The sequence below is a fragment of the Aliiroseovarius sp. S2029 genome, assembly GCF_023195575.1.
GTDB classification, from domain to species: Bacteria; Pseudomonadota; Alphaproteobacteria; order Rhodobacterales; family Rhodobacteraceae; genus Aliiroseovarius; species Aliiroseovarius zhejiangensis.
Genome location: NZ_JALPQE010000003.1, coordinates 415,036 through 427,904 on the forward strand (window position 1 = coordinate 415,036; position 12,869 = coordinate 427,904).

General features: G+C 61.0%; 13 protein-coding genes and 1 tRNA gene. 7 read left to right on the plus strand and 7 right to left on the minus strand.

Annotated features, from left to right (window positions below; translation table 11 throughout):
- Nucleotides 1-95 precede the first annotated feature (95 nt).
- The 7 genes from MUY21_RS08900 to MUY21_RS08930 all read left to right on the plus strand — a co-directional run bounded on the left by MUY21_RS08900 (nucleotide 96) and on the right by MUY21_RS08930 (nucleotide 6,290).
- Nucleotides 96-1,280: an ABC transporter substrate-binding protein gene (locus MUY21_RS08900; protein WP_248409976.1), complete on the plus strand. Its 1,185-nt coding sequence runs from the start codon at nucleotides 96-98 to the stop codon at nucleotides 1,278-1,280.
- Between the two features lie 93 nt (nucleotides 1,281-1,373).
- On the plus strand, nucleotides 1,374-2,156 hold the full coding sequence (locus tag MUY21_RS08905) for an ABC transporter ATP-binding protein (RefSeq protein ID WP_248409978.1): 783 nt from the start codon (nucleotides 1,374-1,376) through the stop codon (nucleotides 2,154-2,156).
- Entirely contained in the window at nucleotides 2,153-2,980 is an 828-nt protein-coding gene (locus MUY21_RS08910; RefSeq protein WP_248409980.1) for an ABC transporter ATP-binding protein, read from the plus strand. The genes MUY21_RS08905 and MUY21_RS08910 overlap by 4 nt, the downstream gene beginning before the upstream one ends.
- A gap of 2 nt (nucleotides 2,981-2,982) precedes the next feature.
- On the plus strand, nucleotides 2,983-3,324 hold the full coding sequence (locus tag MUY21_RS08915; RefSeq protein ID WP_248409981.1) for a hypothetical protein: 342 nt from the start codon (nucleotides 2,983-2,985) through the stop codon (nucleotides 3,322-3,324).
- Nucleotides 3,324-4,334: a branched-chain amino acid ABC transporter permease gene (locus MUY21_RS08920; RefSeq protein WP_248409983.1), complete on the plus strand. Its 1,011-nt coding sequence runs from the start codon at nucleotides 3,324-3,326 to the stop codon at nucleotides 4,332-4,334. The genes MUY21_RS08915 and MUY21_RS08920 overlap by 1 nt, the downstream gene beginning before the upstream one ends.
- Nucleotides 4,331-5,686, plus strand: coding sequence for a branched-chain amino acid ABC transporter permease (locus MUY21_RS08925; protein WP_248409984.1), 1,356 nt, complete (start codon nucleotides 4,331-4,333; stop codon nucleotides 5,684-5,686). The genes MUY21_RS08920 and MUY21_RS08925 overlap by 4 nt, the downstream gene beginning before the upstream one ends.
- 4 nt (nucleotides 5,687-5,690) lie before the next feature.
- On the plus strand, nucleotides 5,691-6,290 hold the full coding sequence (locus MUY21_RS08930) for a nucleotidyltransferase family protein (protein ID WP_248409985.1): 600 nt from the start codon (nucleotides 5,691-5,693) through the stop codon (nucleotides 6,288-6,290).
- 18 nt (nucleotides 6,291-6,308) lie between these two features.
- Here the strand turns inward: MUY21_RS08930 and MUY21_RS08935 are convergent, their stop codons facing one another.
- The 7 genes from MUY21_RS08935 to MUY21_RS08965 all read right to left on the minus strand — a co-directional run bounded on the left by MUY21_RS08935 (nucleotide 6,309) and on the right by MUY21_RS08965 (nucleotide 12,772).
- Nucleotides 6,309-6,983 (minus strand): Hint domain-containing protein, encoded by a 675-nt coding sequence (locus MUY21_RS08935; RefSeq protein WP_248409986.1) that lies wholly within the window; start codon nucleotides 6,981-6,983, stop codon nucleotides 6,309-6,311.
- Between the two features lie 246 nt (nucleotides 6,984-7,229).
- Entirely contained in the window at nucleotides 7,230-8,342 is a 1,113-nt protein-coding gene (locus MUY21_RS08940) for a cystathionine gamma-lyase (protein WP_248409988.1), read from the minus strand.
- Between the two features lie 68 nt (nucleotides 8,343-8,410).
- Nucleotides 8,411-8,496: transfer RNA gene (locus tag MUY21_RS08945), tRNA-Leu, on the minus strand.
- Between the two features lie 73 nt (nucleotides 8,497-8,569).
- Entirely contained in the window at nucleotides 8,570-9,922 is a 1,353-nt protein-coding gene (locus tag MUY21_RS08950) for a TRAP transporter large permease (protein ID WP_248409990.1), read from the minus strand.
- Nucleotides 9,919-10,503 (minus strand): TRAP transporter small permease, encoded by a 585-nt coding sequence (locus MUY21_RS08955; RefSeq protein WP_248409991.1) that lies wholly within the window; start codon nucleotides 10,501-10,503, stop codon nucleotides 9,919-9,921. The genes MUY21_RS08950 and MUY21_RS08955 overlap by 4 nt, the downstream gene beginning before the upstream one ends.
- Nucleotides 10,504-10,602: 99 nt before the next feature.
- On the minus strand, nucleotides 10,603-11,640 hold the full coding sequence (locus MUY21_RS08960) for a TRAP transporter substrate-binding protein (protein WP_248409993.1): 1,038 nt from the start codon (nucleotides 11,638-11,640) through the stop codon (nucleotides 10,603-10,605).
- 292 nt (nucleotides 11,641-11,932) lie between these two features.
- Complete coding sequence (locus MUY21_RS08965; protein ID WP_248409995.1) at nucleotides 11,933-12,772, minus strand: neutral zinc metallopeptidase; 840 nt, start codon at nucleotides 12,770-12,772, stop codon at nucleotides 11,933-11,935.
- Between the last annotated feature and the right edge of the window lie 97 nt (nucleotides 12,773-12,869).

Consider the following 12,869-nt stretch of genomic DNA (forward strand, 5'->3'; position numbering starts at 1 on the left):
GGCGCCTTTTTGTGCGTGGGTCACGCTTGGGCCTTTTCTTTTCCGATGGGCTTGCCTAGGCTCGGCTTCGGAATTTTCCAACTGGGAGAAAAAACATGAAAAAGATTCTTATGGCCACCGCCGCCAGCGCATTGATGAGCGGCGCGGCCTTTGCAGACGACATCAAGGTGGGCGTGCTTCTGGGCTTTACCGGCCCGCTTGAATCGCTGGCCCCGCATATCGCGGGCGGTGCGGAACTGGCGATTGCCGAGATCAACGATTCGGGCCTGTTCATGGAAGGGTCCACCGTGACCGCCGTGCGCGGTGATTCAACCTGTGTCGATGCTGCCGCTGCCACCGCCGCCGCTGAACGTCTGGTCACCGGTGACGGCGTTGCCGGCATCGTGGGCGCGATGTGTTCGGGTGCGACCGGCGCGGTTCTGACCAGCGTGGCGCTGCCCAACGGCATCGTTCAGATCTCGCCCTCGGCCACGTCGCCGGGCCTGTCGACCATCGAGGACAACGGGCTGTTCTTCCGCATGGCGCCGTCGGATGCGCGTCAGGGTGAAATCATGGCCGACATCATCACCAGCCGCGGCATCAACGAAGTGGCCGTGACCTATACCAACAACGACTATGGCAAAGGTCTGGCCGACAGCTTCGCGGCTGCTTTCGAAGCAGCCGGTGGCACAGTGACCATCAATGCCGCCCACGAGGAAGGCAAGGCCGACTATTCCGCCGAGGTGGGCGCGCTGGCCTCTGCCGGTGGTCAGGCGCTTGTCGTTGCCGGGTATTCGGACCAGGGCGGTTCGGGCATCATCCAGGGCGCGCTGGACACTGGTGCGTTTGACACGTTCGTCCTGCCCGACGGCATGGTGTCGGACATCCTGACCCAGAAATTCGGCAGTGACATCGACGGCAGCTTCGGTCAACACCCCAGCTCGGCCAATGACGGCGCGGGCAAGCTGGAAGAAATGCTGGCCGCGGCCGGGATCGACGGCACATCGCCCTATGCCAAGGAAGGCTATGACAGCGCCGCTGTTCTGCTTCTGGCCATGCAGGCGGCCGGATCGACCGACGGCGCGGCTGTCGCGGAAGCTGTGACCATGGTGGCCAACGCCCCCGGTGAACCCATCGGACCGGGCGAACTGGGCAAGGCGCTTGAGATCCTCGCCGGTGGCGGTGACATCGACTATGTCGGCGGTTCCGACGTAGAACTGATCGGCCCCGGTGAAAGCGGCGGCAGCTATCGCGAGATCGAGATCAAGGGCGGCGCCATCGAGGCGGTGAAATTCCACTAATCGACCTTGCATGAACAACGAAACAGCCCGGATCACGTCCGGGCTGTTTTGGTAAGAAAAGCGGCCTACTTCCGGTTGCGAGAGGGGACAGACATGATCGTCATCGAAGACGTTCACAAGCATTTCGGCGGTTTTCACGCGGTGGACGGCGCCACGATGCGGATCGAGGAACGCTCGATCACGGGATTGATCGGACCAAACGGCGCGGGCAAAACGACATTGTTCAACGTGATTGCCGGCGTGCTGCCCCCGACCTCGGGCCGCATCACAATGGCGGGCGAGGACATCACAGGCCTGCCGCCGCACGAGCTGTTTCACAAGGGGCTTCTGCGCACCTTCCAGATCGCGCATGAATTCGGGTCGATGACCTGTCGCGAAAACCTGATGATGGTGCCGGGCGGTCAGTCGGGCGAACAGCTCTGGAACACATGGTTTGGCCGCAAACGGATCGCCGACGAAGAACGCGCCCTGCGTGCCAAGGCCGATGAAGTGCTTGAATTTCTGACCATTTCCCATATCGCGGACCTGCGGGCGGGCGAGATCTCGGGTGGTCAGAAAAAGCTGCTGGAACTGGGCCGCACGATGATGGTCGACGCGCGGATCGTCTTTCTGGACGAGGTCGGCGCAGGCGTGAACCGCACCCTGCTTTACACCATCGCCGACGCCATCAAACGCCTGAACGAAGAACGCGGCTATACATTCGTCGTGATCGAACACGACATGGATTTTATCGAACGTCTGTGCGACCCGGTAATCTGCATGGCAGAAGGCAAGGTGCTGGCCGAAGGCACGTTGGACGAGATCAAGGCCAACGAGCATGTGATCGAGGCCTATCTGGGCACCGGATTGAAAAACAAGGACAAAGTGGGCGCATGAGCGGGAACCCCTATCAGGACGCGCGGGGCAACAAGGATGCCTCGATCGTCAATCCCAAGGGTCAGGGTACGCTGACCCCAAGCTCGGGCACCGGGCACCAGATGCACACGGGCGATGCCTTTCTGATCGGCGACAGCATGACCGGCGGCTATGGCAAGAACGGCCCGGACATCCTGCATGATTGCACCATTGCCGTCGACAAGGGCGAGATTGCGGTGATCGTCGGCCCCAATGGCGCGGGCAAATCCACCGGCATGAAGGCCGTGTTCGGGATGCTGAACCTGCGCCAGGGCTCGGTCCGGCTGGATGGCGAGGACATCACAGACCTGTCCCCGCAGGCGCGTGTCCATAAGGGCATGGGGTTTGTGCCGCAGACGCAGAATATCTTCACCTCGATGACGGTGAAGGAAAACCTCGAAATGGGCGCCTTCATCCGCGAGGACGACATTTCCGGCACCATGGATCAGGTCTATGAGTTGTTCCCGATCCTGCATGAAAAGCGCAATCAGGCGGCAGGCGAGCTGTCGGGTGGTCAGCGGCAGCAGGTGGCCGTGGGGCGCGCCCTGATGACCAAGCCCAAGGTTCTGATGCTGGATGAACCCACCGCGGGCGTCAGCCCCATCGTGATGGACGAGCTGTTTGACCGGATCATCGAAGTGGCGCGCACCGGCATTTCCATCCTGATGGTCGAACAGAACGCCCGACAAGCCCTTGAGATTGCAGATAAAGGCTATGTGCTGGTGCAGGGCGCCAACGCGCATACCGGATCTGGCAAAGAGCTGCTGGCCGACCCCGACGTGCGCCGGTCGTTTCTGGGGGGATGAGGATGCTGAAAGATGTTTTCGTGGTGGCCGCGACCAGCTTTGTCGCCCTGCCCGCCCTCGCCCAAACCTGCGCGTTCACCATGGAATGTTACGAGACAGAGGCCTGTCAGGACACGAGCTTCGCGCTGACAGCGGAACTGGACGACTCCAAGCTCGTCACCGATTTCGGCGATCTGACCGTGGTGGGCGTGAAACGGGATGCCCCGCTGATCACCGTTTTTGCCACCGGTGAAGGTGCGGAATACCTGCTGTCACGCAATGGCGACACGGCACGCTTCACCGCTCATTCCAATGACGGGCCAACGGCAATCACCTATCTGGGCACATGCGAGGGAGAGTTCTGATGGATTTTCTGAATGCCGTTGTGGCACTTCTCAACTTCGTCGTGATCCCCGCGATGGCCTATGGCAGCCAGTTGGCGCTGGGGGCGCTGGGCGTCACGCTGATTTACGGCATCCTGCGATTCTCGAACTTCGCGCATGGTGACAGCATGGCGTTCGGGGCGATGGTGACGATCCTTGTGACATGGTGGTTTCAGTCGATGGGCGTGTCGATCGACCCACTGCCCACCGCCCTTCTGGCGCTGCCCTTCGGTATTGTCGGCACCGCGCTGATGCTGTTGGCCACTGACCGGGTCGTCTATCGTTTCTATCGCCGGGTCAAAGCCAAACCCATCGTCTTTGTCATGGCCTCGATGGGGGTGATGTTCATCATGAATGGCGTGGTCCGCTTCATCATTGGCCCGGATGATCAGCGCTTTGCAGATGGCGCGCGGTTCATCATCAGCGCGCGTGATTTCAAGACCATGACCGGACTGGATGAAGGGCTGGCCTTCAAAACCAGCCAGGGGTTGACCATCGTCACCGCCGTCATCGTCGTGGCCGCGCTGTTTTGGTTTCTGAACAGGACACGCACCGGCAAATCCATGCGCGCCTTTTCGGATAACGAAGATCTGGCGCTGCTGTCCGGCATCAATCCCGAGCGAGTGGTGATGATCACATGGATCATCGTGGCCGGCCTGATCACCATCGCAGGCACGCTTTACGGTCTGGACAAGACCTTCAAACCGTTCACCTATTTCCAGCTTCTGCTGCCGATCTTCGCCTCGGCCATCGTCGGCGGGCTGGGCAGCCCGCTGGGGGCCATCGCCGGCGGTTTCGTCATCGCCTTTTCCGAGGTCACCGTGACCTATGCCTGGAAGAAGGTCGCCACATACCTGCTGCCGGACAGCCTTGAGCCCTCGGGCCTCGTGCAATTGATGTCCACAGATTACAAATTCGCGGTCAGCTTCGTGATCCTGATCATCGTCTTGCTGTTCAAACCCACCGGTCTTTTCAAGGGGCAATCGGTATGAGCCAATCGCTTCGCACTCCGCTAATGTTCGCGCTGGTGGCGCTTCTGTTCATCCTGGAGGGTTCGACACAGGCCTGGATCTTTTCAGGCAGTTGGAACTCGTCCATCACCATCCTGAACATGGCGCTGATATCCGCCGTGATGGCCCTGGGCGTGAACCTGCAATGGGGCTATGCGGGCTTGTTCAACGTCGGGATCATGGGCTTTGTGGCCCTGGGCGGGCTGGCCACGGTATTGGTGGCCATGCCCCCCACACCGGGGGCCTGGGGTGCGGGCGGGTTTCGCATCGTCGCGGGGCTTGTGATGGGGGCTGCGACCATCATGCTGATGGTCTGGCAATACAAAACCATGGCGCAGGGACGCCTGCGTGGCCTGACCATGTTTGCGACACTCGTCGTCGGCTTTTTCGTGTTCCGCTGGATCTTTGACGCGGGCGTCGCCGGGGTCGAGGCGATCAATCCGGCCCAGACCGGGTATCTGGGTGGCCTGAATCCCGGCGGGCCCGACAATTACCGCGCCCATGGCTATATGACGCTGCTGGCCTGGCCGGTGGGGGGGCTTCTGGCGGCGGGCGCCGCATGGCTTGTGGGCAAGACCGCACTGGGCCTGCGCTCGGACTATCTGGCGATTGCCACGCTCGGCATCGCCGAGATCATTCTGGCGGTGGTGAAGAACGAGGACTGGCTGGCGCGCGGTGTGAAGAACGTGATCGGCCTGCCCCGCCCCGTCCCGTATGAGGTCGACCTGCAACAAAGCGCGGGCTTTGCAGAGCGGGCGGCAACCCTTGGGCTGGACACCACGACGGCCTCGACGCTGGCGGTGAAGCTGTCCTATTCACTGCTGTTTACGGCGGTGCTGCTGGTTCTGGTGATCCTGGCGCAACTGTCGCTGAAATCCCCGTGGGGGCGCATGATGCGCGCCATTCGCGACAACGAGGTCGCGGCACAGGCGATGGGCAAGGACGTGACCCGCCGCCATTTGCAGATCTTCGTGCTCGGCTCGGCCCTGTGCGGATTGGCAGGCGCGATGATGACCACGCTGGACGGGCAGTTGACGCCCGGAACCTATCAGCCGCTGCGCTATACATTCCTGATCTGGGTGATGGTCATTGTCGGCGGGTCGGGCAACAACCTGGGATCCGTGCTGGGGGCGTTCGTGATCTGGTTCTTCTGGATCCAGGTCGAACCGATTGGCAACTGGCTGATGTCGATGGTGACAGCCGGCATGGCGGATGGGTCGGCGTTGAAAACGCATCTGCTGGATTCGGCGGCCCATATGCGCCTGTTCTCGATGGGGATCATTCTGCTTCTGGTCCTGCGTTTCAGTCCACAGGGCCTGATCCCCGAGAAGTGAGGTCATGTCCCGCGCTCCATCCCTTGCCATCCTGATCCTGGCTGCGGGCCGGTCACGGCGGATGGGGCGGGACAAGCTGATGCTGCGCGGGCATGACGGGGTGTCGCTGCTTGCCAAACGGATCAGCACGGCCCTCGCCACGGGCCATGGGGTATTCGTCGCCTTGCCCGCGCGATCGCCTACCCGTCTGACCCTCGTACGGCAGAGCCTGGCCACGCCACTGCCCTGCCCGGATGCGGGTCGGGGAATGGGGCACAGTCTGGCGCACGCCATCGGGTCTTTGCCAAAGGGGCTGGACGGCGTGTTGGTGCTGCTGGCAGATATGCCCGCCCTGACACTTGATGATCTGATGAGTCTGTCTGACGGTTTCGACCCGGACCGGATCCTGCGCGGCGCCACGCAGGACAACGCACCCGGCCATCCCGTGTTGATCCCGGCACGGTTTTTGGGTCGTTTGTCCGCGTTGGAAGGGGATCAGGGCGCGCACCATGTCATCGCAGATTTGCCCACCCGCCTTATCCCCCTGCCCGCCGATCACGCGCGGTTTGATGTCGATACACCTTCCGATTGGCAGGAGTGGCTAGATCGTTCAGCACCGTCCTGACCAGTCCGGCCGCTGCCGTCATGCGAACAGAAGCGAAACCTCGCGTTCATCGAGAATGGGGCGCGTGCGCACATAGGCCGCGCGCGCCTGATGGCTGGCCAGCTTGGGCAGGTGGGTCAGGATCTCATCCGCCGTATCCGCGTCAGCAGTCCGGATACGATCCATGTCGGGCCGCAGGCTTTCAACCCAGTCATCACCGCAATGCAGCAGTTCATAGGTGTCGAACAGCACATGCACGAAGGTCGGATTGACCGTTTCATCCGGTGTGAACAGCCCAACCGCCGCAAGGTCGCGTGCGCTGCACAGCACTTCGGCCGCGCCAAACAGGAGTTCATTTTGCTGGTGCGTGATCAGCACCAGTTGATCCGGCGTCACAAGGGACGTGCTTTCGCGGCCATCGAACGAGGTGCGGCGCATCGGGGGATCGCCCTGATCAGACAGTCGCGAAGTGCCAACCCAGCGCAGGGTCGCATAGCCGCCCCGATGGGTCTTGACCTGATCGCCGATCTGCAGGTCACGGGCATGCACAGGCCCGCGCAGGGTTTCGACCCGCGTATGGGCCGACAGCCCCGAGGACGCAATGCCCCCGCGCGAGTGACGCCCCCGTAACGGATCGTGTGTCGGTGAAATTGGCGAAAACCCGGCCCAATGGATCGGCGTGTTTTCCTGCACCCTGATATCACGCAAGCTCAACTTTGAAACCTTTACATACGCGTCGGACACCCGTCCGACATGACTTTGTTAATAGCAATTTGCGCCCAAAATATGAAGATATCCTCGATTTTTTCCAATGTTTTCACCCATTACGGGTAAAATCTGCGGTTTCGTGCCCTTGCCCTGCCACACTTCTCTATCTGGGGTTGTCGGGCCGAGGTCGCTGCGCGTTTTCCGGTTGTCCAATGATTCCATCGGGGGACTTTTCCCGCAAAAGGCAGGGTATCAGGCCAGATTGTCCAACGACGACAACAGGTCATCCAGAAGCGGGTCAACCGGCTCGCAGCCAACCGACAGCCGCACGAACCCCTCGGCCACATCATCGCCCCACCGGATCCGACGCTCGGCTGAACTGTGCACGCCGCCGAATGACGTCGCGGGACGCAAATAGCGGCTGGCGGTGATGAACGCCTCGGCCTGATCCTTGTCGGCCAGCGTCAGGCCGATCAGAAAGCCGAAGCGCAGCATCTGCCGCTTGGCAAGAACATGCGCGGGATCACCGGCCAGCCCCGGATAACGGATCGCTTGCACAGCCTTGTGCCCCTCTAGCGCCTGGGCAATGGTCTGGGCCGATTGGCACATGCGATCAAACCGCACCTCAAGCGTTTCCAACCCACGATGCAGAAGCCACGCCGCATGGGCAGACGGGATCGCGCCCGAGATCTTGCGCCAGTCCAGCACCGCTTCGAGCAATGCGGCATCACGCGTGGCGACATGCCCCATCAACACATCCGAATGTCCGCCGGGTGCCTTGGTGTCCGAGGACACCACCAGATCAGCCCCCAGCGCCAGCGGGCGCTGGCCGAAAGGTGTCATGGTGGTGTTGTCCACGATGGTGATCCCTTCCTCCGCGCGCACTTTTTCCGCAATCGCTGCGATGTCGCACAGGTCCAGACCCGGATTGGAGGGGCTTTCGATGAACACCACGTCGATGCCGTCAAACCCGCCCTCGGAAAAGCGAACTGTGGGACGCTGGATCACCCTGACCCCCAGTTGCGACAGGAACCGCGTCGACAACAGGCGGGTGACGTAATACCCGTCCGATGGGATGAGCAGCGTCTGCCCGGCCGTCAGCGTGGCAAAAAGGGCGGCTGAAATCGCCGCCATACCCGACGGAAAAGCCACGCAGGGCGCGTCTTCCAATACGGCAAGACTGTGTTCCAGCGCCTGCCAGGTCGGATTATCGACCCGCCCATAAGACGCCACCGCGTCCGGGTCACCGGGCAGGTGGAACATCGAACTGGACACAAGCGGCAGCGCCACCGGATCCCCTTTCGACAACCCCTGCCCGCGCAGATGCAGAAGGTCGGCGGCAAGGTTTCGGGGGTCTTTTTCCATGGGTCCGTCCTTTGCGACAGATCGCCAAACCACACGCCATTTGACGACGGTTCAAACTGACGTCGGAGTGGTGCCCAAGGAGAGACTCGAACTCTCACGCCCGTGAAGGCGGGGGATTTTGAATCCCCTGCGTCTACCATTCCGCCACTTGGGCACTGGGTTGGGATTACCCAAGCGCCGGGGCAAGGTCAACGAGGATTTGCCCCAACCGTGGCGATTTTATCCGCCTAGAACATCACCCCCACCAGCCACAGCGTGATGCCCGGAAAAGCCACCAGGATCACCACGCGGATCAGGTCGGACACCACGAAGGGCGCCACCCCGCGATAGGTCGCCGACATCGGAATGTCGCGCGCCATCGAGTTGATGATGAACAGGTTCATCCCGACGGGTGGCGTGATCAACCCGACCTCGACCACGATCAGGGCCAGGATGCCGAACCAGATGCCCGCCTCTTCCGGGGTCAGGCCGAAATCCAGTACTTCGATGATCGGATAGAAGATCGGGATGGTCAGAAGGATCATCGACAAGCTGTCCATCACGCAGCCGAAGATCAGATAGGCGACAAGCATCATGGCCAGCACCACCAGCGGCGCATATCCCTGTGTCGACACCCATTCGGCCAGCATTTGCGGGGCTTGCGTAAAGGCTAGGAACGAGTTGAAAATCTGCGCGCCCAGCACGATGAAAAAGATCATCGCGGTGGCCTGCGCGGTCGACAGGATGCTGTCCAGAAACCCTTTCCAGGTCAGCCCGCCGGTCATCACGCCATAAAGCCCGGTCGCCACCGCACCGACGGCAGCGCCTTCGGTTGGCGTGAACAGCGCCTGCACCCCGGGTTTCATCCAGTTCCAGTCGGCAGCGATCCCGCCCATCACCAGCCCAAAAATCACAACGACCGGCCAGATCGACAGCAACGTCCGGAATCGATGCGCGTAAGGCATACGCTCGGCGGTCGTGGCGCTGTCGGGATTGATCCGCACCATGACCGCAACGGTCAGCATGTAACCCAGCGCCGCAAGGATGCCGGGAACCAGCGCGGCGATGAACATCTTCACGATGTTCTGCTCGGTCAGGATCGCATAGATCACCAGAATGACCGAAGGCGGGATCAGGATGCCCAACGTGCCGCCGGCGGCCAGAACCCCGGTCGACAGGGCGTCGGAATAGCCCCGCTTGCGCATCTCGGGCAAGGCCACCTGCCCCATCGTGGAGGCCGTCGCGAGCGACGAGCCACACACCGCGCCAAAGCCTGCACAGGCCCCGACAGCGGCCATGGCAACACCGCCTTTGCGGTGTCCCAGCCAATCGGATGCGGCCTCGAACAAGGCGCCGGACATGCCGGACTTGGTGGCAAACTGTCCCATCAGCAAAAACAGCGGTACAATGGACAGCGAATAGCTTGAGAACGTGTCGTATGACAGCGTCTTGAGCTGGCTCAGCGTCACTGACGGGTGTCCCATCATGTACCAGATGCCAAAAAATCCCGTCAGCCCCATCGCCAACCCAATCGGCAGGCGCAGGAAGATGGCCAGCAGCATCAGGGCAAAGGCGACGATCGCCAGTTCTATTCCGGTCATACCCGCTGCTCCTTGCCATCAAGCACCCAGTTGAAGGACCGCCAGACTGAATATGCCGCAACGATCAGGAAAAAGGCTGCGCCGATCAGGCACAGGCCGAAGGGGATCCAAAGCGGGATCTCAAGCTCATAGGTGCTTTCTGGAAAGAAGGGTTTGTCACCCATACCAAGTGCTGAGCGCAGCCCTTCCGAGCCGAAGGGAAATTTCTCGCCAAACCCCAGCCACAACCGCCACAGAATGATAAACGCCGCCCCTGTCAGGAACAGATCACCAATCAGGCCAAGGATCGCCTGCATCCTGTCCGGCAGCTTGGAAATGAATATATCAACGGTCACATGACCGCGTTTCAACTGACACCATGGCATGAATGCGAAAACCGCGACGGCACATCCCATTTCAACAATCTCATAGTCGCCTTTGACAGGGCTAAGACCAAAGCCCGAAAGCGTCCGACCGATGATCGAGACCACCGTTGTCAGTGCGATCGCGACCAGAATTGCCCCACCGGAATACGCCATCCAGCGGCTGGCAAATTCCATAATGCGACCCACCCGCACCTGCGCTGTCTTTGCGATTGCCACGACTGCCCCCTTCATCCGGTGATGCGCAGTTGAACATTGCCTGCGCACATAAAAAGGCTTCGGGCACGCCTGGTTGCCCGAAGCCACGTCCCTCAACGATCAGTTGTCGGAATATTTCGCGACCAGCTCTTTGGCCATGGCCACCATGCCTTCACCGTCCAGACCCTTCGACGTCATGTCCGCGGCCCAGGCTTCCGTTTGCTTGTCCCCCAGAGCACGGATTTCGGCAACGACAGCAGGATCGAGCTGGTGAATGTTGTTGCCCGATTCCGCCACGATTTCGCGCCCGATCACGTCACCTTTGTCAAAAGAGGCACCGGCCCAGCCCGAGGTCTCAAGCCCCGAGTTGGCATCGATCACCGCCTTCAGGTCATCGGGCAGGTTTGCATAGGTGTCCTTGTTCATCGCCCAGATGAAGAACGTGTTGTAAAGCGAACGATCACCGGGGAATTCCGTGTGGCTGTCAGCCAGCTCATGCAGCTTCAGCGGCGGCACGATTTCCCAGGGTGTCACGCCCCCATCCACGACGCCTTTGGACAGAGATTCGGGGAAGGTCGGCATAGGCATCCCGACAGGTGATGCGCCGAGCGTCTCAAGCAATGCATTGGCCTGACGCGACGGGCCGCGCAGTTTCAAGCCCTGGAAGTCCTCCAGCGCCATGACAGGTTCGCCCTTCTTATGGACAATCCCGGGACCATGAACATGGGTTGCCAGCAGTTTGACGTCCCCCATACGTTCCATCAGGTATTTTTCCGAGAACTCCCACGCAGCTTTCGACGATGCCTCGGCATCGCGGCTGGTCATAAAGGGCAGTTCAAAGGCTTCGGCTTCGGGGAACCGGCCCGGCGTATAGGCGGGCAGCGCCCAGCCGCAATCAATCACGCCGTCGCGGATCTGGTCGTAAAGCGCCTGAGGCTTGCCGCCCAGTTGCATGGCCGGATACAGCTCGACCTTGATCCGTCCACCGGATTCTTTCTCTACCTTCTCGGCCCAGGGCGTCATGAAGTACAGCGGTGTGGACCCTTTCGGCGGCAGAAAATGCTGGCAGCGCAGCGTGACCTCTTGCGCCACGCTGGCCCCGGCAGTCAGCCCCAGCGCAACAACGCCGACAAAAGCAGTTTTCAGTGTGAATTTCATGTCGCTTCCTCCCAAACGCGATCTGTGTCTGATCTGTGCCGGACGTGTCCCGCCCGACCGATGATCAATTAAAAACAGGCTCTTTGCCGTCACGCAAGAATTATCGACTGCGCGGTCGGGTTTGTTTGTGATCCTGTCGCTGCAAGATTCGTAAACAAAACTCGTTGCGGTCGCAACAACCTTATAAACACGTAGGTTTTTCCGTTACTTAACGCATGAAATAAAGAAAGTTCCCAGCGTCCCCCCGGCCCGCTGGTTCAGATTCTGAACCGGACAAAAAAGAATCACTGCCTTACAGCCGGTCGACCGAGAACGTATCGCAACTGCGCATGTCACCACTTTCATAGCCACGCAAGAACCAGTTTTGGCGCTGTTCGGACGTGCCATGGGTGAACGTGTGCGGCATCGGCACACGACCTGCGCTGGCTTGCAGGGTATCGTCGCCAATCTGTCGGGCGGCGTTGATCGCCTCGGCGATGTCGCCCCGCTCCAACGTGCCGAACCGCGCCTGCGCCTCGCGTGCCCAAATGCCGGAATAGCAATCGGCCTGAAGCTCGATCCGCACCGACATCGCGTTGGATTCGGCCTCGCTGACCTGTTGGCGGATCGAATTGGCCTGCCCCAGAATGCCCAGTTCGTTCTGAACGTGATGTGCCACCTCATGCGCCACGACATAGGCCGCGGCGAAATCGCCATGCGCGCCCAACTGACGTGACAGAGTCGTGAAAAACGCCGTGTCCAGATAGACCTTGCGATCCCCGGGGCAATAGAACGGCCCGGTCGCGCCCGACGCCCCGCCGCAGGGGCTTTGCGTCACCCCTTTGTAAAGAACAAGCGTCACGGGATTATAGCGTTCGCCCACCTGTGTGCGGAACAGATCGTCCCAAACCTCTTCGGTGTCGGCCAGTGTGACCGAGACGAACTCGCCTTCCTGCCTGTCGGCTTCGGTGATCTCGCCGCCCCCGGTCGGCGCCAGCGCGCCGCCGCCTTGCAGAAACGGCGTCAGATCGACCCCAAGAAAGTATCCAATGGCAACCACGGCCAACAGCCCCAGCCCGCCGACCTGCGCCGTGCCGCCCATACCGCGCCGGTCTTCAATGTTTCGGCTTCCGCGCCGGCCACGCCATTTCATGAGTATATCCCTCCGTCCACTCGTTACGTAAAACGCCCAAAAGACACATCGGTTCCACAAGGAGTTTACCGGTCATTCGGCGTCTATCAAGACAAGA

Excerpts from the sequence above, each read along its gene's own strand:
- MUY21_RS08910 (WP_248409980.1), top strand. The coding sequence starts at position 2,153 with ATGAGCGGGAACCCCTATCAGGACGCGCGGGGCAACAAGGATGCCTCG.
- MUY21_RS08960 (WP_248409993.1), bottom strand. The coding sequence starts at position 11,640 with ATGAAATTCACACTGAAAACTGCTTTTGTCGGCGTTGTTGCGCTGGGG.
- MUY21_RS08900 (WP_248409976.1), top strand. The coding sequence starts at position 96 with ATGAAAAAGATTCTTATGGCCACCGCCGCCAGCGCATTGATGAGCGGC.
- MUY21_RS08905 (WP_248409978.1), top strand. The coding sequence starts at position 1,374 with ATGATCGTCATCGAAGACGTTCACAAGCATTTCGGCGGTTTTCACGCG.
- MUY21_RS08920 (WP_248409983.1), top strand. The coding sequence starts at position 3,324 with ATGGATTTTCTGAATGCCGTTGTGGCACTTCTCAACTTCGTCGTGATC.
- MUY21_RS08940 (WP_248409988.1), bottom strand. The coding sequence starts at position 8,342 with ATGGAAAAAGACCCCCGAAACCTTGCCGCCGACCTTCTGCATCTGCGC.
- MUY21_RS08930 (WP_248409985.1), top strand. The coding sequence starts at position 5,691 with ATGTCCCGCGCTCCATCCCTTGCCATCCTGATCCTGGCTGCGGGCCGG.
- MUY21_RS08965 (WP_248409995.1), bottom strand. The coding sequence starts at position 12,772 with ATGAAATGGCGTGGCCGGCGCGGAAGCCGAAACATTGAAGACCGGCGC.
- MUY21_RS08925 (WP_248409984.1), top strand. The coding sequence starts at position 4,331 with ATGAGCCAATCGCTTCGCACTCCGCTAATGTTCGCGCTGGTGGCGCTT.
- MUY21_RS08950 (WP_248409990.1), bottom strand. The coding sequence starts at position 9,922 with ATGACCGGAATAGAACTGGCGATCGTCGCCTTTGCCCTGATGCTGCTG.
- MUY21_RS08915 (WP_248409981.1), top strand. The coding sequence starts at position 2,983 with ATGCTGAAAGATGTTTTCGTGGTGGCCGCGACCAGCTTTGTCGCCCTG.